The organism is Exiguobacterium sp. UBA3968 (assembly GCF_002385115.1).
GTDB lineage: Bacteria > Bacillota > Bacilli > Exiguobacteriales > Exiguobacteriaceae > Exiguobacterium_A.
In genome coordinates this window covers 556,381-577,191 of record NZ_DGCW01000005.1, presented here as the reverse complement: position 1 = coordinate 577,191, position 20,811 = coordinate 556,381, and the positions used below count along the sequence as shown (strand labels likewise).

Sequence of the window (20,811 nt, the reverse complement as noted above, 5' to 3'; positions counted from 1 at the left end):
TCAGGTCTCGTACGGCGCTTCCCACTCAGTGGGAGGCGCTTTTTTATTTGACTGTCAGTAAGCGTTCGACGGTCCGCGTATGCCGTCCACCTGTCGTTGTAAAGACAAGCTTATATGACCCCTTGTCTTTCAACTTATACGTAAACTTATGCGTACCGTTCGTTAAATTCGATTGCGTGAATGTCTTAACGACCTTCCCGTCCTTATAGAGACGTGTCGTCGTCTTCGCACTCGCATACTCATCAAAATAGAATGTAAACGCCTGATTCGGCTTAACCGTTGCCGGTAACGAGATCTTCGAGATCGGTGCCGGCAGTGTCGCTAAGATTCCGGCATTCAAGCGACCTGCTCCGTAATGCAACTTCGTATCACCTGATTTTTTCGTCGCTGCAGCATATAACTTACTGCGCATCGTCGTGTTCGAGACGAATGGGTTCTTCGATTTCGCGAGCGCCAACACACCACTGACGACCGGTGTCGCCATCGATGTTCCGTCCAAGTAGCCGTACTTGTTGCCGACGATTGTCGAGTAGATCCCTTCCCCCGGTGCCATGATGTTGACTCCTTTACCGTAGTTCGAGAACGTCGAGGCACGCCCCAGCGTTCCAACGGACCCGACACCGACGACTTGACTCATCGATCCTGGGAAGAGTACTTTATTGCGCCCGTCGTTTCCGGCTGCTCCGACGACGAGTATGTTCTTCGCTTCCGCCTTTTTGACCGCTGCTTCCATGTACGGATCAAACTCATATTGTCCGAGTGAGAGATTGATGACATCTGCTCCCTGCTCGATTGCATACAAAATACCGTCGCCGATGTCGATCGATGCGGCAAAGTCTCCGTCGAAGACATCGGCCCCGATCAATTTGACACCAGATGCGACACCGACAATTCCTTGACCGTCTTCACGCGCCGCAACGATGCCGGCAACGTGTGTCCCGTGGTCGTCTGGTTTCCGGATTCCAGAAATCGTCGTCGTCTTATAGATGACGTCCTTGAACTCGCGGTGTTTCGTATCGATTGCATCATCGATGATTGCAACTCGGATGTCCGATTTTCCGCGGCTGTACTTCCAGTAAGCCGGAATGCGTGACTGATCAAGATACGTTTGTTGAAATTGAGCGGAATCCGTTGCTCTCTTGACGTCCGTGATTGGAATCAAATCGGCATCGATATCCTTTTCTTCGAGATGCGCAAGCGGCTCGACGAGCGAGAATCCTTTTTGTTTCAAGGCACGAATCTCGGTCAGCCCCTGATTCGCCAACCACTCTTGTTTTTGTTGTTCTGTAAACGTCGGATCATATTGTACGTATTGAGACTGCGCGAAAGCAGACGTTGGCATGGCGACGATTGTCGCTAGCGTGAGTAGTGCAAGTTGCTTTTTCATGGGAACCCTGCCCTTCTCTGATTACGCGCCGACCGAAGAATCGTCTGGACTAAAGCGGAACCGTGCCGTCCGGTTCTTCGCTGACTTCAAAAGGAATGATCTTTCCGATCGTCACGTAAGCATAATAGCGTGCAAGGACCGCACGCCAACGCGTTGCATCGATCCCCGTCAGATCTTCACCTAACGGGGAACCGTCGAATGTCTCGAACTGTTGGCAAAAGAAGGCTTCTTCCTCCTCGTGCCACGTCACTTCTTCGCCGATGAACCCGGTCGAAAAGCGGACAAAATCCGCAATCGAGGGTCCAATCACTTCTGCCGGCAAGCGTTCGCTCATCCGTCCGACCAGTTCATACCGGTCGCGTTGTGCTTGTTCCGCTTCTTCAATCGAATGACACAGCAGCACTTCACGATTTATTTCTACTAACACGACATAGTCACCACTCGGTAAATTGACGTGAATCATCCCTACACCCCTCGGACTGAATTCGTGCGGCTTCTAGGTGTCATTTTTTCTTCGATAATTTATAATGTCCATTTTCGATCAAATGTTAATTCAATCGGCTCGTTATCTTTCGACTTTAACATAACGACCCGCGTCGTTTCAATTTGATCGACGAGATCCGCTTGACGAAGAGACTGAATTTCCTTTGAAGAACCGGCTTCAATCCGGTCTCTGTAAGGGGCAAGCAACTCTTGTTGATTGCTTGCGAGTGCGTACCAGGCAAGACGAGCAAACGGTTCGTCCTTCGCCGTTTCAAGCGCATAACTCTCGAAGATATCTGGAAGATAACTGCTAAATTGATCAAGCGCGTCGATTCGTTCAGCGACATCTAAAATCGTCAACCAGCTCGGGAGTGAAAGCAACGATTCGCTCGACCACCAGTCGAGTAAATCGACATGCTCTTTAAGTAATTGATGAGCTTCCGGCCGGTCAATCATATGTTGTAGCGTCTGGATGAGTTCGTTCCAGGCAAGTGACCAGTACTCCTCTGATGGATTAGCTGAAAGGAAAAATTGACGATAGACCGTCAACAATTCCGAAACGTCCGTTAATGGTTCGACTTCTAACCGTTGATTGAATCGGCTAACTGCTTTTGTAAAATAATTTGGTTCAAGCGTCAGTGCCATATAGAGTAATTTTGGTGCATTTTTAATTTCGCCTTGATCGACCGTCTCAAATAATTCTTGAATCCATTCTGGTTGTGGTTGTGTCATAATCTTTTTCCTCCGTCTAGTAAATTTATTTACTATACCCGAAAAAAGATTGGTTAAATCCTTTCTTCTCTAAATCGCTCCGATTCGTTGGGCGGTTTCCTCCGAACACAAGACAATCAACGTCCCGTTTTTCGGAATCGCTTCATCGAGTCGACGGTTCAAATCGAGTCGTTTTCCATCAGATAAGATCGTGACGCCTTCTTCTAGCAAGGCATGATAGGCGTCACGGTACGTCCCCCACTCCGGTCTACTCGGAATCGAGAACATGCCCTCACCGTCCTTCGTCAACAAATCCGTCACGACCTTCGTCACACCAGGATGATGGGACGCGAGGATCGCCATCCGGGCAATCGTCTCATCACCAAGTAACACCTCATCAACCTTAACCTGTTCGAAGCTGTCGAGGTGTTCTTCAAGCATCATTTCGACGATTGTATAAATGTTCGGATTCGCCCGTTCGATGCTTGAAGCAATCAACAATGTCCGTCCGTCAGCATGGACCGGTGGAATCGAATGATCGGCGAGGACGATCGCGCGAACTGCCTTTTCGATGTGTGCCCGTTCGAGCGTCGATGTCAGTGCCGGATCACCACAGACGTAATGAAATCGTGGGTGACTGAATGGCTCGCGCTCTAAATCATCGACGAGGACGACATCCGTATGTTCGAGTAATGAATCGATGACGTGCTTCGAACGCCGACTGTAACCGAAAACGACGGTATGCCCTGTTTCTTTCACTTGTAATAACCCTCTTTCCTTTTGATTGCGAATCAACTGGACACCGTCGACCAGTTTTGAGATTAGTCCCCCGACGATCCCGATTCCAAAGATGAAGACGAAAATCGTCAGAATCCGACCGGTATCAGAATTCGGGAAGAAGTCGCCGTACCCGACCGTGACGACGGTCGTCATCGTCCAGTAGACGGCCCGGAAGTAGGATCCGAACGTCTCTGGCTCAAGAGCATACATGATGCCCGCGACACCAAAGACGAAGATCAAGGACGCATATCCGAGCGTCCGCATGCGTAAAAACGATACTTTTCGTAAAAAACGTAACCAGACCATCTTTTTTTCATTCCTTTCGAACAATCCGGTCTCTTTCCCTGTCAATAAGGGTGAAGGAGGTGATACACATGACACAAGCAGAAGAAATCAAGACGAGTCTCGTCATTGTCTTCGAGCGGAAGGACAAGGTGACAGCAAACGGTGATGCCGTCGTTGCTCGCCGCCGCTATAACGGCTTACGTTCGAATCTTCCAGCAGACGTCGTCGCTTCGATCGGTCAAGCGGTCGGCAGCTTACTCGACGGACGCTACGCGCTGACGGAAATCAGCCGTGACTACGCTCTACTCAAGGCATAACTCGTCCCTACATTTCATGAAAGGAGTGACCATTGATGGAACATACGATCGTCCTGACATTTGATACGGTGACAAAAAAACCGTATCGCTTGCGGATCGCTGGTGCGAAGGAAAATGCGACCGTGGCTGAGATCAAAGCAATCGGTGACTTGTTCGTCGCCCATGACCCGTTCATGAACGGTGTCACACGTCTCGCGTCCGCTGAATTGCAAAATAGTTCGGAATCGCCATTCGTCTTGTAAGCTTTTTCAGTCCATCGTCACGGGATTACGTGACGATGGCTTTTTTTTGGTATACTAGAAACATCAACCAGCTGAAAGGAAGTCAATTTATGGCCAAACGCCCACTCACTCCTCGCGAATGCGAACTCGTCGTCTGTAGTCTCTACGTAATGGAACTCATCCCGTTCGAAGGCATCATGGAACGTCTCGAATCCATTACGCTCCGAGACATCATCGGCCCCGTCGCACGTGGCGAATCGACGCGGGAGCAAGCTGCTGACGCGCTTGACCAGTACATCAAGGTCCGACGTCGCCGGTTCCGCAACGTCCCACCGGAACATCTGTGGTCGCTTGACGACCGGATTGAACAAGAAGCATTGCGGATGATCCGCAAGCGTTCGCCGCTCTCGGCAGGAGAAAAGCTCCAGCCGAAAGCCATTCCTCATGAAATGGGTGATACGGTCGAGTTGAAAGTGACCGAAATTCAGGATCGTAACAACAAAGTGACCTTGATCGGGAAAGTCGGAAACGTCACGGCGAAGCTCCCGGTCGCGAACCGTCAAGCCTATAAAGGCAATAAGACGATCTCTGCCTGGATCACGGGTGTCGAGAAAAAACCTGCCTTACTTCATCTGTCGACATCCGACTACGGTAAGCATCAGCCGTCAGACGACGTCAAAGCAGCGTACGCAACTGCCGTTGCCGCGTTACGTCGTTATTTCGAGACGAACGAACTCCCGACGACCGAAGAAGTCGATCTCGCGAAATCACTGTTCCAACGGATGATCCGTCGCGATCAGAATGATTGGTTCACGGTGTACGTCGCGATGGGTCGTCCGCAACTTGATCACGTCCGGCGCTGGGTCAAGGTCATTCAGATGCTCGCCCGCTCACTGCGCGGAGACGAGGAAGCGACACAACAACTCGCTTCGCAGGAAGATCGTTTCTTCAAGGATGCCTTATTGCGTGCCTGTAAAGCGGCAGAGAAAAATTTCACGTCTTGATGCTTTCGCCCTAGAACGTATCGATTCCTAGTCAAAACGAAAAAAACGCTTCGTCCCGGATAAGTTTTTCCGGGACGAAGCGTTTTTTCGTGGATCATTGAACCGCAAAATCATAGATACGCGTTCCTTTTTTACGATTCGCATCTTTGATTTCTCCTTGATACATCAGTTGCTCATTCTTCAGATCGATCACGGACACTTGGAATCCATCGTTTGTCTCGGAAGAGAGATAAAGCTGCATCTCATCCTTCGAATCCAACCAATCAATCTTTTTCAAAACGAGCGGACTGCTTACGCTATGCTCGGATAATCGTTTCGTTTCCAAGTCGAACATCGACCATTCGATTCGTTTCGTCTCCCCTTCCGGCAGGCGGAAGCCGATGAGATAACGACCGTTCGCATAGGGCGTATAACCGATTTGCTGCTGATTCAACTCCTTGATGGAACGAACGCTTTTGCCGTCATCGAGGAAATAAGATAGTTTAGTGTTCTCCTCATCGCTGTCAGACGGTTGTTCCGTGTAGACGACCTCATTTTGATGAATCGCTAAAAATTGACGAGCGTGTTTAGGCGCTACTGGCTTTTGAAGAACGATCTCTTCAACCCGGTCGCCTGTTAAATCGAGCACAAGCAGTTTCGTTTCCCTTGGCTGATCGACTCGATCGAGTTGAATGTAGACCTTCATCGCCTGTTTATCGACGACACTGGCTTGTATGTCCATCCCCGTCTCAAGTTTTGTATCATACTGAAATGTTTTCTCGAACATCTCCTCCGTCTTAAACGTAAACATCTTAAATTGCAGTTTATTATGTTTGATCTGAATCGCATACTCTGATTGTCCATCTCCACTTACATTCGTTTCCATATGCGTCGTGAATTCGTAATATTTATCTGGCAAATCCGTCATGCTATCTTCACGGAATAGTTGTCCGACGTAAGAATTTGACTGTTTTTCGATGTCTCCCTTAGCGTTGACATCATAAATCGTCGAACGCATGCCTTTCGTCTGAAGACGCAAATTAAAATTTTCGATTTGCGAAGGTTTTCCACTGACGGTCTCGAGCGAAAAGTCTGCTCCTTTGATCGACAGCGTGTAGCCGATGTAGCTTCCGATTGTTATGAGAATGATCACTCCATAGATCAGAAGTTGACGATATCGTTTCATGAGATTTCTCCTTTAGACGGATAGACGCGTCTGGACTAACCGCAGATTTTTGTACGACACATATAACGTTAAGAGAACGATGTACCCGAGATAAAATTGCATGTGCAATTGACTCAAATCGTTCGAAATAGCTGACAATGCTAAGCCCAAAATGATATAACCGCCAATCAACGCAATCCCATGTAATCCGACGAGCAAGAACGCTTTTCCCTTTCGGAACGATCGTTCAAGTAATACTGTCATGAAGACGAACGAGATGACGATGAATGTCATCAGTAAGATGAATAAAATATCACTCGGATACATCGTATAGAACAACTTCATATAGATGGAGTATTCATTGATGCTGGCTGTGACCTGTTGAGCATCTGGTAACAACCATAAGTAGAGATTACGACTAAGCAACAACAGCCCCCACTGAATTCCGATCAAACTAGTCACGACAAGTAAAAGTGCCGTCATTTTCGACCCAAAAATCGCCCGGCGTGATCCCGGTAACAATAGCAATCTGTAGATGTACTTCGTCTCACCTATCCAGTCGCGGTACCAAATCCAAAACGCAAACAGGATGATCATCCCCATTGCTAATACAATGATTGAATCGTAAAAATCCGTTGCCTGTGCGAATGTCAACGCACCACCTGCTCGCGCAATTGCGTCCATTTCTGATATCTGTTCAATCCGCATCGTTTTCTCGATCGTGCTTTGATAATCGTAAATTTGATAGAGCAGAGACGCGATTTCCGCGACGATCAAGCCTGAAATCAACAACACCAATACTTTCGTACTTCGTTTCAGTTCTTCATTCGTTAATAACAACCAGCGTTTCATCCTTGATATACCTCCCGCATCCGGTCTTGGACCGATTGATGATGATGACCTCGCAGTTCATCCGTCTCTTTGACTTCGACGATCTGACCGTCTCGTAAGAACAACACTCGGTCGATCACTTGCTCGACTTCAGCGATTTCGTGAGTCGTCATCAGGATACTCCGTCCTTCCATGAACTCACTTGAGAAAATCCAGGCAATCTGTTCCTTCATGAACAAATCGATTCCCGCGAGCGGTTCGTCGAGTAATATGTATGGACGATCGAGGGCGAATCCTAAGACGAGATTGAACTTCGCTTTGTTCCCTTTTGATAAGTTCGCCATTTTATCCGTCGTAAACAGCTGAAACGTCTGCAGTAACCGTTCCGCTGTCTCTTGATTCCAGTCCGGATAATGATCTGCCATATATGCGAGCGCTTGTCCGATTGTCATGTAGCTCGGCATCGTCTGAAGATCAGGCACGAACGCAATTTTGTCGCGCGATGTTTTACCGTCGACCGTCACCGTCCCGGCATCTACCGGAATCAGACCGAGAATTGCTTTTAGGATCGTTGACTTCCCTTCCCCGTTCAAGCCGATCAAACATGTCACTTCGTTTAGACCGACGGAAAACGTCACGTCACGTAAGACCTGTTTTTTTCGTCCATATCGCTTCTGTAACCCTTTTACCTCAAGCATCGGATTCACCCTCCTTGATTATCACCATTGTATTAAGACAATAGTACATCTGTTAACTGTATGGTACATGCCATACAGTCTAGCGTCAACCTGTTTTTTCCCTGCTATCATCCAGAAAATGAAAAAGAGCCGGACAATCCTGTCCGACTCCGCGAGTATTCGACTTCGTTTTTGCTTTTTAATTCATGAAAGAAGAGAGACGTTTTGTTCACTCGAAATCGCTTCCTAAGGAAAAACAAGCAGGAGCGACCCTGCAACGAAGTGAAGCGGCGCGATGCTTGTCCCAGGAAAACGATTCGAGATGAACAAAAAAGTGCACGCTGTTTTCACGACGTCGAATTTTCTCGATTCGTTGATTAAAAAAAGAGAGGACATCCTAACGGACGCCCCCTCTGAACACGTGACTGGTGCTTCAATAAATATCAATCGTTGACTCCAGTGCCCGGCATGTCCGACGCACGGTCGGTAAGAAGTCGGTCCGTTTTGCGACACCGCCTTCAATCTGGACATGCTGAATGCCTTTCGTCCGCTGCATCGCTGTTAAGACGGTGACCAGCTCGATGAACCAATTCGAGATCAGTTCGACGACCTGTTCGTCAAAAGCGGCAGCGCCATACACATCATACCCGTTCTCGCAGAGATGGTTCGGGAAGCGGGCTTTGAACCGATGAATCAAAGTGTCCGTCGTCGGAATCAAAAATTCGTTATAGACGACACGTTGTTCGGCATCAAGCGTTTGTTCTGTCACACCATCCATCATCAAATGTGGCTGATTGCCGATATTCAATGTCCAACTCGTCTTTTTTCGCTCGCCAGTGGAAGTGATCGTTCGCATGGTTTCATCCATCTCCTTTTGATGTGTAAGCGTTTACCTTCTCATTTTACCTGTCATTTGACCTGTTCTGCAACCGTCAACTTGACCATTTTAAACGATGACTTCGCTTGACATTCAGTCTACCAAATTCAACGCTTTTTGACGATGTCAGGAATTAACATCGTCCTTGTAAATGTAGACAGCAACGAGATCGATCAAGACATGGATGATGATCAGCGGCCAGAGCGTCTCAAGTGCTAGATACAAGTAACCGAATCCCGCCCCGATCAGTCCTGTCACGAGGATTGCGAACCACCCTTGATAACGATGCGCGACACCAAACAAGATTGCCCCGATCCAGACGAAACTGACGTTAGAAAACGGTAAAAATAATCCGAGAGCATGAAAGAGAAATCCGCGATAAATCAACTCTTCCGTCACTCCTGCCATCAGCGCGACCATCTGAAACCCGGTCCGTTCCTCTTTCGTTCGTGGCAGAATCAGTCGCTCCGCCTCACTTTGATAAAGCGGCAACAAACGTTTGCGAAACGCCGGAACGGTCGCTGTCAAAAGCAAGACGATACAGAGAATGACGATCAGTCCGATTGTCGCGTACCAGACCGGACCACTTGGGACAACAAACGTCACGCCGATTTCCGGCAACTGTGTGCCGCTGATCAGTGTTCCACCGACGAGCAACAAACATAAGATCCCGCTTGACTGGACCATCGAGGGGTAGAATTCCTTGCGAGGAACGATCGTCAAATCGACCGGACGGACCGCTGCGATGATCGAAAGGACGACGAGTAATCCGAGTAAAAACCCATTTACGAAGAGATACATGACTTCGACTCCTTTTTTGATTCCACACTCCCGTCACAGAAAGTGCTATTAGACCCTATTAAAATATGATACCATTCAGTGGAATCCTAAACAGAGGAGAGAACAATATGCGAAAAGTTTTTCGAATCAGCATCTTGTTCGTACTGTTCGCCCTCATCGTCAGTAGCTTCATCTACTGGCAAAATCGGGAACGTGTTCAAAATGAAATGTATCGTACGTATTATGGACAGCATGGCGTACCTGCCGAGAACATCGACATCTACGAACAAGCCGCGGCACGTTACGGCATCGACTGGAAGCTACTCGCCTCCATTCATCGCGTCGAGACGATCTTCTCGAACTCGTCAGCGATGCAATCGTCCGTTGGCGCCATCGGCCCGTTCCAATTCATGCCGAAAACATGGGTCGGTTGGGGATACAAAGGTGGCACGTCGCTCGGTGACATCGAGCATGACGGCATCGACGTCACGGATCCGGAAGCCATCGAGAAATATGGTGGTCTCGGAGTGGACGCGGACGGCGACGGGAAAGCCGACCCGACAAGTCTCGTCGATAGCGCCCACACGGCAGCGAAATACCTGAAGCAACACGATGTCACACAGACATCCGACCGAGACACGCTCGCGACAGCACTGTTTGAATACAATCGCAGTGAACAATATGTCTCTGACGTGCTCGCCCAATACGATCGTTACCAGCAACACGTCGAGGCGATCGATGCGAACGACCTCGACCTCAAGAAGAAGACACTCGCGTTCTTCCTTCACATCAGCTCACGTTTGACCAATTAAAAGGAGGCACCACCCATGACACCAGCCGATTCTTCCGAACTCTTGATTGAGGAATCGTCGATCCGCGTCCAGACGACGTTTGATCGAGACAAGACGAAACGCTATTTACGCAGCTATATCTTTGACGACATCGCAGAAGGAACGCACGTCGCCGCTTTAATTTACACACCACGGACGACGGATGCCTTTCTCTCTGGAACGACGACACAACGTGCGTACAATTTGATGAAGAAGTATGTCAATGACCCCGTCAAACAATATGACATCATCAGTTTGATGCCGGACCTTCTCGTCAGCGAGGATCTACCGTTCGCTCAAGCAAGCTTCGATGAGACGAACTATGAGTTCGTAGCGAAGACGCTTGCCGATGTCAAAGCGAAAAATGGCGTCGTCCTCTGTGGCTGGGGTTCTCCTGGTCGTCTGATGCACCACTTGCCGGCATATGAGGAACTGTTTGATCAATATGCTGACATCCTTTATTGCTCCGGCATCACGAACAAAGGTGAACCGAACCATCTGCGCTTGACGATGGACGATAGTCCAATGATCACGTATAACGACATGAAACAAAAAGCGAAAAAATTGCGTCGTAAATGACACAATAGACCCTTCCTTAATGGATAGGGTCTTTTTTTGAAACATTTTCCAAACATATTTCGTATAATCAAGGTCTACTTCAATCATTACATAGTAAGGAAGGTCATATGATGCCATTTTGGGATGAAGATCTACAAGAAGAAACGATCATTTCAGTCAAAGAAACAGACATCACACGAATCGAGCAAGCCGTCAGCGGTCGACTCCCCGCTCGCTACCTCAAACAGATGCGAAAGCAAAACGGTGGTGTTCCAGAAGCGAAGGTCGTGATGGTCGAGTTCGAGAATACATGGTCGGACGAAGAAACGGGCCTACATCTTCCGCTCTGCTCGATGACATCATTGACATTCGAGCGGTATCTGGACGAATTGTCGGTCCTCCGGGAATGGGACGTCGAAGGGAACGTCATGATGTTCGCTGAAGGAGAAGGTAGCTATTTTTGGTACTTCCACTTTACGGAAGATACTGAGCCGACTGTCTGGTGTCTCGACATTTCGGACGAGACGACCCATTTCGTTGCGTCAACCTACGACGAGTGGTTAACGAAGCTGAGTAGCGATGTTCCGGAAGTCGTCATGCCGGATGTCGTATTTCTGACGTTACCTGAAATCAAGGACATTCTCCGTGGAGATGATGAAAACGAAAAACTCCTCGCCTACTCCCACTGGATGATTCTCGATGAAGAACAAGAAGAACTCATCGAAGCGTTCATGACACTGATCGAACGAAACGACCAGCCTGATTTCCTTGGCTCTTATGCGTATTACCTCATAGAAGTCTTGACGAACAACCCGGATTTATTAGACCAGAAACGAGATGTCGTCACTGCCTTGATCCTCAGCAAAGGTGACGATCTCGATGCAGAGGATCTGTTGTCTTGGATGGACGAAGAGAAAGACGAAGAGTTATGACCTAAACCATAAAGCCAGTATTCCTCGTCCAAACGGATGACGAATACTGGCTTGTTGCATGCATGTAAAATCTTTTAAGACAACATCAACTCAAGCAGGCAGTCGACAAGATCCTTCTCCAGTTCAAGTGCTTGCAACTGGTGCATCATGTTGACCGGATCGAGCTTTTGTGACAATAGACGGTACAAACGGTCCTTCAGGTCATAGCTGATTTCCGCTTGATCGAGGAACGCATACAACCGGTCCATCTTGTTCTCGTTCGTCGACATCTCGACTTGGAGCGACAACGTGATCGTATCCGTCACTTCACCGAGTTCGACACGAAGTGACTGCGTCGCATGATCATAGACGCCGGTGACACTTTCCCCGTCGCGCTGGACGTAACCTTCGCGGACCCCGCGTAAAATCAATGTGATTGACCGATTTTCCGGTAGCAAGTCACGATGTCCAGTCGGTGCAGCGATCGTCAGTTCACGCGCTTCCCAGTCGAGCGCGAATGTCGTCTCAACATTGACGCCATCGCGGTGTGCAATCCCTGTGCTGTCGTCTTCAAACAACGTAAACCGGTTCGAGGCTCCTGGGAAGACGACAACTTCGAGATCGTCCGGATTATGCAATGCATTCGAATGTTCGAGATGACGACCGAGTGGGACGATCGCACCGGCTTTCGCAAGTACGCCTTGGTCTTCGAGATAGCGGAACAGACGGATCTGTTTGCCACCTCGATAACGGTGCCCATTGAAGAAATCGAACCATTCTCCTTCTGGCAACCATGCAGTCGCAGCCGTCATGTGCAGTTTCCGGTGCATCGGTGTGACCATCGGCGCGACGATCAATTCCGTTCCGAAGTAGAACTGATTCGGGACATTGTATGCTTGATCGTCTTCTGGATGCTCATAATACATTGGTGAGACGAGGGGCAAGCCGTCAAAGTGATTGCGGGCATTCATCGTGTAGATGTACGGCACGAGCTGATGCCGAAGTCGTAAATATTTCTTCATGACGTTCGCCGCATCGGTCGAATAGCGCCATGGTTCCTTCCCATTGAAGATGCTCATCGTACTATGCAGACGCATAATCGGACTGAAGACACCGTACTGGAGCCAACGTGTCGATAACTCGTCATCTTTTTCCCCGCGCTGGTGACCCCCGATATCATGACTCCACCATCCGTAACCGATGTTCGACGCCGTCGCCGTGAAATACGGCTGGAATTGGAGTGATGCCCACGAGATGATCGTATCACCCGAGAAACCGACCGGATAACGGTGACTTCCGGGTCCCGCGTAACGTGAGAAGATCAACGGTCGATTACCATCGCGGGCGATATCGAGTGCGTGGTAATGATTGAGCATCCAGAGCGGATCAAGCCCTTTCATCTTCGAGTTCGCACCCTGTTGCCAGTCGATCCACCAGAAGTCGACGCCATCCGCCTCATGCGGATGATGCAACTTCGTGAAGTAGTTCTCGATAAACGTCCGGTCCGAAAAATCAAACGGAATCCGGACATCCGATTCGGGATCAACACCCATCGCGACCGCCATCGCCTCGTATGCTTCCTCAAACCCACGCACACCGTCCGCCGGATGCAAGTTGAGCGTGACCATCCGATCGTCGTCCTTCAACCATTGCAAGAATCCGCGTGGATCCGGGAACAAATCACGGTTCCACGTATAACCCGTCCAACCGCTTCCGTATCGTTCCGGAATATCGGTAACGTGCCAGTCCATATCAATGACGCTGACCGAGAACGGAATATCTTCCGTATTGAAGCGTGTCATCAAGTCCTTATATTCTTTCTCACTATATCGCCAGTAGCGACTCCACCAGTTGCCAAGTACCTGACGCGGTAACATCGGTGTCGGTCCTGTCAGGTGGTAGAAGTCACGCAGTGCCTGTTTGTAGTCGTGACCGTATCCGAAATAATAGATGTCATGCGTACCAGAGCGACGCGGTTCGACGAAGTGGTCTTCCGTCAGTACGAAGGCGTTCGAATCGTCGATCGCCGCGTATCCTTGCCGTGAGACAATTCCTTCCTCGAGAGGAATGACACCGTCCGCGTGGTCAAGCGTCCGTGCCGTTCCTTTTAACGTCCGGAGCGGTCCGCCGAACGTATAACGGCTGTAATAGGTACTGAAGTTCCCTAAGACATCGATATAAAGTGTGTTCGCAGCGAACGGTCCCTTTGTATAATGCAGATGGACGTGCTCGGTGATGATTTGCAATTCTTCCTCGTTTTCGACGATGCGGTAAGCAGGTACCGGGAAATCACGATTGAAGACCGTTTGGGTCGGTCGATCCTCGAATTGTCCATCCGCCGCGTATTCGAGTCGGATCATCCGACTCGTCAAGACCGTGAAACGGTAGACATCTCCTTGGAGGATAGCGTCTGGTCGTGCTTGTGGTTTCATGTCGCGCGTGTAGAAATGGGATTCATCAATTGTTCGCATACGGGTTCGGGACTTCCGTCCCTTTCACTTCCTTCCAGGCTAAGTAGTGTGCAACCGATTACACATCTAGTGTATAAGAGTTCATGTTCCCACTTCAAGGAAGAATCAACCTAAAAATGTCCCGCACCTGAAAATAGATGCGGGACGTTACGTCATAATAAGGGTGAAATCAAGCGCGAAAGTGACTCGAAAATCCGGAAGCGGAGCGGGCGTTTGACGTAATCATTCGATGATAACTGAATCGAGACGTCGAAATCAGCAATGAAGTCACGCTCGAGCTGCTCGGCACTTTCCGTATCGTACAGGAACGCCATTAGTTCATAGTTGAGGACAAAACTGCGAATGTCCATGTTTGCCGTTCCGACGGCACCGATCTTGCCGTCGACGAGAAACAGTTTGGCATGGATGAAGTGACGGTTGTACGTGTAAATCTTGACCCCATCTTTCAGGAGTGGTCCAAAGTAGGAACGGGTGCCGTAGTAAGACGTAAAACTATCGCCTTTCCCCGGTGTCAGGATGCGGACGTCAAGCCCGGCACGTGCAGCAAGTCGAAGTAGCGTCATCGTCTCATTGTCCGGAATCAAATACGGTGTCGCAATCCAGATCGAGCGTTGCGCCGAGATGATGGCCGCAATCAAGGCATTGCGAATCGCGGGATCCTTCGAGGTCGGTCCGCTCGTGACGATTTGAATCGCTCCGTCGGACGCCACATCATGTTTCGGGAAGTACTGGTGGATTGTCTCTTCCCCCGCAAACGTCTCCCATGTGTCGTCCGATTCGATTTGGGCATAAATCCAGTCGTCGAGGAACGTCGCTTGTAATTCCTTAACGGCACGTCCTTCGAGCCGTAAATGCGTATCGCGCCAAAACCCGAACTTCTTACTCTTGCTGTCGTACTCATCACCGACGTTCAGTCCACCGGTGAAGCCAACCTTCCCATCAACGACGACGATTTTCCGGTGATTGCGGAAGTTCGCCGTGAAGATGAATAAGGGACTCGAGATTGGATCATAGGCTGCGATATGTGCCCCAGCGTCGCGTAACGGACGTAGGAAATTCTCACCAAGCATATAGCTTCCAAGTCCGTCATACATGAACCGCACTTCGACTCCCGCTTCGAGTCGCTCGATCAATGCTTCCCGGATTGCCTTGCCTGTCTCATCGTTTCGATAGATGTAGTACTGGATGTGGACGTGATGTTTCGCTTGACGAATTGCGTCAAGAATCGCCGGGAACGTCTCTTCCCCGTTCGTCAGAATCTCACTTGCTGTATGAACGTCCACCCCGCCACCACCGAAGTTGCGAATCGTGTTCGCAAGCTTCAAGTGATTCGGTGGCAATTCACTGACGGCAAGCGACCGGACTGGACGAATCGCTTGTTTCAGCAATTTTCGTTCGTCATGCGAACGACGATTCCGGCGGCGACGCCGTGGATTCCGACCGAACATCAACCAGATGATGACACCGAGAATCGGTAAGAAAATCAGGACGAGAAACCAAGCGATCGTTGATTCCGCTGTCCGGTTCTCGATGAAGATGATCATGATGACGGCGAGCGGCACAACCGTCGCTGAAATCGTTAAGACATAAAATAAATAGCCGAGTTGATATAGTCCCCAAATAATTCCGCCGGCGACTAAAAATACAAGCGCGAATTGTAAAATCCGGTTGCGCACAGACCTTCCTCCTTCAATTAACATACCTTCACTAGTATTCTTTCCCCATTCACTATGAAAATATAACAAAAAAGAGAAACTACATGATAGTTTCTCTTCATAAAACGGTAAATGAAATTGATAGTATATATTTTTATTTATTGTCAAAATTAATTTTATAAAAACAAATTTGCAACAAGTAAAGAAGCCAATCCTACACCCCAACAAATTGTTGTAGGTACAGACCACACCATGATTTGTTCTTTAACTTCTTTGATTCCAAGCATCCGGTTTACTACCCAAAATAAACTATCATTGAAGTAAGAAAAAATCATTGATCCCATGGCAGCAGCTTGGGCTGCTAACGCCATATTCACGTCCATCTGTGACAAAATCGGTGCAGAAATTGAGGCAGCTGTAATCATAGCAACTGTTCCACTTCCTTGAACTAAACGAACTATCGTAGCAACGAAAAATGGGATTAAAATTGCCGGGAGTGGTAAATCTGCAATTTGTTCAGCAATATAATTTCCAGCACCACTTTCGCGTAAAACATTTCCTAGCGCTCCACCCGCACCAGTTACTAACAAGATAATACCAGCTGTTTGAATCCCTTCTTCCATTCGATCTAACGATTCTGCACGACTTAGGTTTCCTGCTAAAGCATAAATTGCAGCTAACAATCCAATACTTACCGCAATGATTGGTTTTCCTAAGAATATCAAAACACTGTATATTCCAGAATCTAATTCAATCGCAGTTAACGTTGTATTTAAAAAGATTAATAATATAGGTAAAAGTATGGGTAAGAGTGAACGACCTAGAGAAGGTAATTCTTTCTCTCTTGCAGACGCTAACTCCAAAAACTCTTGATAAGCAACTTGTTGAGTCGGACGAATAAATCCATTATCTTCTTCATTCGGTACTTGATAGATTTTCTTTCCAATCCATTTAGCGTACAATACACCTGCAATCATGATTGGAACCGCAAAGGCAAGACCTAACGCAATCATTAATCCGATATCTACCCCAAAAATACCCGCTACACCTAGCGGACCGGGAGTTGGAGGAACAAGTGAATGTGTTATGACAAGACCTACTGCCAAAGCAACCCCTAGTGATACAACTGATTTTCCTGTCCGTTTAGATAACGCCTTAACTAAAGGATTTAAAATGACGAACGCTGAATCGACAAAGATAGGAATAGATACGACATATCCTGCAATCGCCATTGCCCATTCTTCTTTCTTTTTTCCGACTGCCTTTAATAGAGCGTACGCTAAAGTTTCAGCTGCTCCGGAGACTTCTAAAATCCGACCAATCATGACCCCTAATCCAATGACAATACCAATCGAGGCTAACGTACTACCAAATCCTGCTGAAATGGTATCCGCTACTAAAGTTGGTTTCATCCCGCCTACGATTCCTGCGATAGAAGCAGCGATAATTAGTGCTAAAAAAGCATGTACTTTGGTTTTTAAAACTAAAATAATTAGAATTGTAACTGCTAAAGCTAGTCCTGCTACCATTTGAACTCCGGATCCAGACATATTGACACCCCTTTTATGTAAGCGCTTTATTATTTACGAAAAAGAAGAGGGAGATATTTCTCCCACTTTTTTATAAACTGTTTGCAGTAAACTTCGGAGCATATTGTGCAGCAAGTTTAATACATTCTTCCATACTTGTACTCTCTGCAATGTTTTTTCCAGCAATATCAAATGCAGTTCCATGATCAACAGAAGTACGTAAGAAAGGAAGACCATTCGTAATTGAAATCGTGCGGTGGAAATCTGTCATTTTGGCAGCAATATGACCTTGATCATGGTACAAAGACAGAACCGCATCATACTTCCCATTCAATGCTTGGAAGAAAACAGAATCTGCCGGTACTGGTCCTACTACGTCGATCCCATCAGCTACCGCTAATTCAATACCTGGTTTAATCTCATCTACTTCTTCTAATCCAAATAGACCACCTTCACCACTATGTGGATTTAATCCAGCTACTGCCCATTTTCGATTTTCTACACCAAGTCTAGCTAACGCTCGATCACAGCGAATCAGATAATCATGAACTCGTTCTTTTGTCATTGCTGCAATAGCATCCTTTAATGATAAATGTCGTGTTAAGAAAAAGATTCTTAACCCTTTTACTTCGAACATCGTTAACGGATCCTTCGAACCAGCAAGTGCTTCTAGCATTTCTGTATGTCCAATATAGGGAACTTTTGCAGCTTTTAACGATTCTTTGTTAATTGGCGTTGTCGCAAGCGCTTTCACTTTTCCGTTTGATGTTAGCTCAACTGCTTTCTTAATGTATTCAAAAGCCCCTTGTCCACCTTGTGCTGAGACCTCACCATACTGAAGTTTTGATAAATCAATATTATTCAAGTCGATCACATCGACTGTGCCGTACTCATAAATACCTTCTTCAGGATTCTCAATGACACGAATTTGAAGATTCGCCTTCACAATTTCAATAGCTTTTTGTAATACCTTCGCATCTCCTATTACAAGAGGTCGACAAACATCGTATATCTCTTTTTTTGCTAACGATTTCATCGTGATTTCAGGACCTATCCCTGCCGGATCTCCCATTGGAATTGCGATTATCGCCCGTTCTTGTAGAGTAGTTTTAGTAGGTGTTGTCATAATAGTTTCCTCCTTAAATGGAATAAATAGTCGGCTCTTCTTTGTTCAAGCGATTTGCTTGTAGATATTTGATAATGGTATGCATTGATTTTTCATCACCCACCATCCCACCTTTTGTAGCAAGTGGAATGCCATCAAAATATCCTCCGATGAATTCCCCAAAAGCAACAAGGGGAATGATTTCACTCTTCAAATGGATACCTTCGGCTCTTCCGATAGAACACAAAGATGCTGTAACGTCTCCTCCACTTGAAAAACATCCTCCAATCGTATCTGTCGTCTGTTCGATGACTAAACGTGTAATCTTCCCTAATCCATCCGCAATACGTTTAGCTAACAAATCCTGACTAACGTTGAGTTCTGTTGCCCGTTGCTCTAAATTCATTCGTTCAGCAGAAGGATCGTGTGTTGTAATGATTAATACACTCTCATCTTGAAGCTGATTTAATGCTACATGACTTGCTCGTTGTACCTCTGCTTCCCACGATTCAGAAATACTTGCCAACTTCGTTGCATCCACATAAACGGGCTTAGATTCTGTCTTTTTCACTAAGTAAGAAAGCTGTTTAGCACTTAGTGAAGTAACGCTACCTAACGTTACAATGATTTTTTGTCCTTTTTCTTTTTTTAACTTAACTGCTTTAGCATAATAAGATGTAAGTGGTCCTGGATCTACAGGAATAAGTCGATGGGAATCGATTTTTATCATCGCAGAAGCAATATCCTCGATTTCTTCATCCGCAATTGCGTCCACCACAATAATTCGGTTACCTTCGTTAATTTTCACAACGAGCTCTTTGAAAATTGATTCCGGTCCCCTCAGTACATTCTCTAGACCGATATGACCAACTGCTAAATTACTTTCTCTCTGAATTATGCTCGGAACATGTGATTCGGTTAAAGGTAAAACTGGATCTTTAGCAACATCCGTGGATTGAACAGGTATTCCATCAACTAATAGATAACCACCTGAAGTAATTCGTTTTGATTCAGGGTAGGATGCAACGACGATTGCAATACTAGAATCACCTAGGAGATGTAACAATGACGTAATTTCACGTCCGATATGACCTCTTACAGTGCTATCAATTCTTTTACAAATTACTGTTGCTCCCCATTCGTTAAGGTGATACAAGGATCGCTTTAATCGCATCCGTGATACCTCTTCGCTAGCATATCGACTATCCGTATCAATACAGACTGCGTTAAATGATCCATTTACTAGAGGTTGATCATAATGGACCATTGTTGCTGATTGAAAACCTTGATTAATTAATTTCACCCCTGTTGCATTTGCACCAGTTAAGTCATCTGCTATCACACCAACTTTCATCAGTTACCCTCCGTTTCAGTGATTAAGACTTGAACTACCTCCGAAAGCTCCTGTCTAAGCATTGGCGCCAGTTGATGATCCGTCACAATACCTGTCAATTTATTCAATTGACATACTCTAGTAAATGCTCGTTCTTCAAATTTACTTGAATCTGCAACTAACCATGTTTCTTTCGCTGCCCTTATCATTTTTTGCTTAATTGAAGCCTTCTCGTAGGTCGGTGCCATAACACCTAAATGCGTATCCACGGCATGCGCACCTAGGAAAAAGAGATCAACGTGAATTTCTTGTAACATGTGCTCCGTTAAAGGACCAAATAGTGCGCCTACACTATTTTGTAACTCTCCACCCGTAACGATCACTCGGACATTTGTATCTAATAAAGATGCCGCAATTCGAATATCGTTTGTAATGACAGTTATATTTTTAAAGTGATTTAATGACTGTGCAATTTCAAAAGTTGTCGTACCTGAATCCAAAAGAATAGTTGTCCCATCACTGATCATTTGAATTGCTAGTTCAGCAATTTTCTTTTTTTGATTTTTAAATTTTTCATCTTTTACATAAATCGATGATTCAGAAACAAGGTTCTTTTTTAAAATTGCTCCCCCTGTCGTTCTAACGACTTTTTCTTGTTCTTCTAAAAGAGCAAGATCACGACGTATAGTCATTGCAGAAACTTGAAATTTAGAGGCTAAATCATCAATTTCAACTTTTTCATTTTTGGTTAACTCTTCTATTATTTGATTTCTCCGCAGATTTGACATAACCATCGCCCCTATTTGTTCATAAGTAACATTCATTACGTTTATTATGTTTTAAATTAACAAATAAATCAAGTAAAAACGTTAAAAACAAACAAATTGTGACTTATTAACATTTCATACTCCTAAAAATAAAA

21 protein-coding genes are annotated in these 20,811 nt (G+C 46.6%); 6 read left to right on the top strand and 15 right to left on the bottom strand.

All coding sequences use genetic code 11. The features are described from left to right. Window positions 1-43: 43 nt before the first annotated feature. From B3S86_RS04575 to B3S86_RS04560, 4 genes are all read right to left on the bottom strand, one after another. The gene (locus B3S86_RS04575; protein ID WP_290749603.1) at window positions 44-1,387 is read right to left on the bottom strand and encodes a S8 family peptidase; all 1,344 of its coding nucleotides are present in this window, start codon (window positions 1,385-1,387) and stop codon (window positions 44-46) included. Window positions 1,388-1,436: 49 nt separating this feature from the next. Continuing rightward, window positions 1,437-1,850: a hypothetical protein gene (locus tag B3S86_RS04570; RefSeq protein WP_023467922.1), complete on the bottom strand. Its 414-nt coding sequence runs from the start codon at window positions 1,848-1,850 to the stop codon at window positions 1,437-1,439. Between the two features lie 59 nt (window positions 1,851-1,909). Continuing rightward, a complete protein-coding gene (locus B3S86_RS04565) occupies window positions 1,910-2,602 on the bottom strand; it encodes a hypothetical protein (RefSeq protein ID WP_035408451.1) in 693 nt (230 codons plus the stop codon). Window positions 2,603-2,671: 69 nt separating this feature from the next. After that, window positions 2,672-3,667, bottom strand: a complete 996-nt coding sequence (locus B3S86_RS04560) for a potassium channel family protein (protein WP_231496867.1) — start codon at window positions 3,665-3,667, stop codon at window positions 2,672-2,674. Window positions 3,668-3,735: 68 nt separating this feature from the next. Here B3S86_RS04560 and B3S86_RS04555 point away from each other — a divergent pair, with 68 nt between their 5' ends. From B3S86_RS04555 to B3S86_RS04545, 3 genes are all read left to right on the top strand, one after another. Beyond that, window positions 3,736-3,963: a hypothetical protein gene (locus B3S86_RS04555; RefSeq protein WP_035408455.1), complete on the top strand. Its 228-nt coding sequence runs from the start codon at window positions 3,736-3,738 to the stop codon at window positions 3,961-3,963. A gap of 35 nt (window positions 3,964-3,998) precedes the next feature. After that, the gene (locus tag B3S86_RS04550; protein ID WP_035408457.1) at window positions 3,999-4,205 is read left to right on the top strand and encodes a DUF2922 family protein; all 207 of its coding nucleotides are present in this window, start codon (window positions 3,999-4,001) and stop codon (window positions 4,203-4,205) included. Between the two features lie 89 nt (window positions 4,206-4,294). Continuing rightward, the gene (locus B3S86_RS04545) at window positions 4,295-5,188 is read left to right on the top strand and encodes a hypothetical protein (protein WP_035408459.1); all 894 of its coding nucleotides are present in this window, start codon (window positions 4,295-4,297) and stop codon (window positions 5,186-5,188) included. A 94-nt stretch (window positions 5,189-5,282) separates the two neighbouring features. On the opposite strand, the gene B3S86_RS04540 is transcribed toward B3S86_RS04545, so the two are convergent. From B3S86_RS04540 to B3S86_RS04520, 5 genes are all read right to left on the bottom strand, one after another. Beyond that, window positions 5,283-6,353 carry a hypothetical protein gene (locus tag B3S86_RS04540; RefSeq protein WP_035408460.1) on the bottom strand — a complete coding sequence of 357 codons (1,071 nt, stop codon included), beginning with the start codon at window positions 6,351-6,353 and terminating at the stop codon, window positions 5,283-5,285. Window positions 6,354-6,365: 12 nt separating this feature from the next. Then, a complete protein-coding gene (locus B3S86_RS04535; protein WP_290749590.1) occupies window positions 6,366-7,184 on the bottom strand; it encodes a hypothetical protein in 819 nt (272 codons plus the stop codon). Next, complete coding sequence (locus B3S86_RS04530; protein ID WP_056060756.1) at window positions 7,181-7,861, bottom strand: ABC transporter ATP-binding protein; 681 nt, start codon at window positions 7,859-7,861, stop codon at window positions 7,181-7,183. The genes B3S86_RS04535 and B3S86_RS04530 overlap by 4 nt, the downstream gene beginning before the upstream one ends. Before the next feature lie 412 nt (window positions 7,862-8,273). Further along, on the bottom strand, window positions 8,274-8,696 hold the full coding sequence (locus tag B3S86_RS04525; RefSeq protein ID WP_035408466.1) for a hypothetical protein: 423 nt from the start codon (window positions 8,694-8,696) through the stop codon (window positions 8,274-8,276). Between the two features lie 147 nt (window positions 8,697-8,843). Beyond that, window positions 8,844-9,518: a CPBP family intramembrane glutamic endopeptidase gene (locus tag B3S86_RS04520; protein WP_290749585.1), complete on the bottom strand. Its 675-nt coding sequence runs from the start codon at window positions 9,516-9,518 to the stop codon at window positions 8,844-8,846. Window positions 9,519-9,625: 107 nt separating this feature from the next. On the opposite strand from B3S86_RS04520, the gene B3S86_RS04515 reads away from it, so the two are divergent. The 3 genes from B3S86_RS04515 to B3S86_RS04505 all read left to right on the top strand — a co-directional run bounded on the left by B3S86_RS04515 (window position 9,626) and on the right by B3S86_RS04505 (window position 11,817). Beyond that, window positions 9,626-10,309: a lytic transglycosylase domain-containing protein gene (locus tag B3S86_RS04515; RefSeq protein WP_290749582.1), complete on the top strand. Its 684-nt coding sequence runs from the start codon at window positions 9,626-9,628 to the stop codon at window positions 10,307-10,309. 15 nt (window positions 10,310-10,324) lie between these two features. Further along, window positions 10,325-10,906 carry a DUF1643 domain-containing protein gene (locus B3S86_RS04510; RefSeq protein WP_035408471.1) on the top strand — a complete coding sequence of 194 codons (582 nt, stop codon included), beginning with the start codon at window positions 10,325-10,327 and terminating at the stop codon, window positions 10,904-10,906. 110 nt (window positions 10,907-11,016) lie between these two features. Then, the gene (locus B3S86_RS04505) at window positions 11,017-11,817 is read left to right on the top strand and encodes an SMI1/KNR4 family protein (RefSeq protein ID WP_290749578.1); all 801 of its coding nucleotides are present in this window, start codon (window positions 11,017-11,019) and stop codon (window positions 11,815-11,817) included. Between the two features lie 74 nt (window positions 11,818-11,891). Here the strand turns inward: B3S86_RS04505 and B3S86_RS04500 are convergent, their stop codons facing one another. From B3S86_RS04500 to B3S86_RS04475, 6 genes are all read right to left on the bottom strand, one after another. Then, the gene (locus B3S86_RS04500; protein ID WP_290749575.1) at window positions 11,892-14,267 is read right to left on the bottom strand and encodes a glycoside hydrolase family 31 protein; all 2,376 of its coding nucleotides are present in this window, start codon (window positions 14,265-14,267) and stop codon (window positions 11,892-11,894) included. Between the two features lie 152 nt (window positions 14,268-14,419). After that, a complete protein-coding gene (locus tag B3S86_RS04495) occupies window positions 14,420-15,943 on the bottom strand; it encodes a cardiolipin synthase (protein ID WP_035408477.1) in 1,524 nt (507 codons plus the stop codon). Between the two features lie 155 nt (window positions 15,944-16,098). Then, window positions 16,099-17,472 carry a GntP family permease gene (locus B3S86_RS04490; RefSeq protein WP_290749572.1) on the bottom strand — a complete coding sequence of 458 codons (1,374 nt, stop codon included), beginning with the start codon at window positions 17,470-17,472 and terminating at the stop codon, window positions 16,099-16,101. 70 nt (window positions 17,473-17,542) lie between these two features. Beyond that, window positions 17,543-18,577: a 4-hydroxythreonine-4-phosphate dehydrogenase PdxA gene (gene pdxA / locus B3S86_RS04485; protein WP_290749570.1), complete on the bottom strand. Its 1,035-nt coding sequence runs from the start codon at window positions 18,575-18,577 to the stop codon at window positions 17,543-17,545. 13 nt (window positions 18,578-18,590) lie between these two features. After that, window positions 18,591-19,910 (bottom strand): four-carbon acid sugar kinase family protein, encoded by a 1,320-nt coding sequence (locus tag B3S86_RS04480; RefSeq protein ID WP_290749568.1) that lies wholly within the window; start codon window positions 19,908-19,910, stop codon window positions 18,591-18,593. Continuing rightward, window positions 19,910-20,677 carry a DeoR/GlpR family DNA-binding transcription regulator gene (locus B3S86_RS04475; RefSeq protein ID WP_290749566.1) on the bottom strand — a complete coding sequence of 256 codons (768 nt, stop codon included), beginning with the start codon at window positions 20,675-20,677 and terminating at the stop codon, window positions 19,910-19,912. Before B3S86_RS04475 ends, B3S86_RS04480 begins: the two co-directional genes overlap by 1 nt. Window positions 20,678-20,811: the final 134 nt, after the last annotated feature.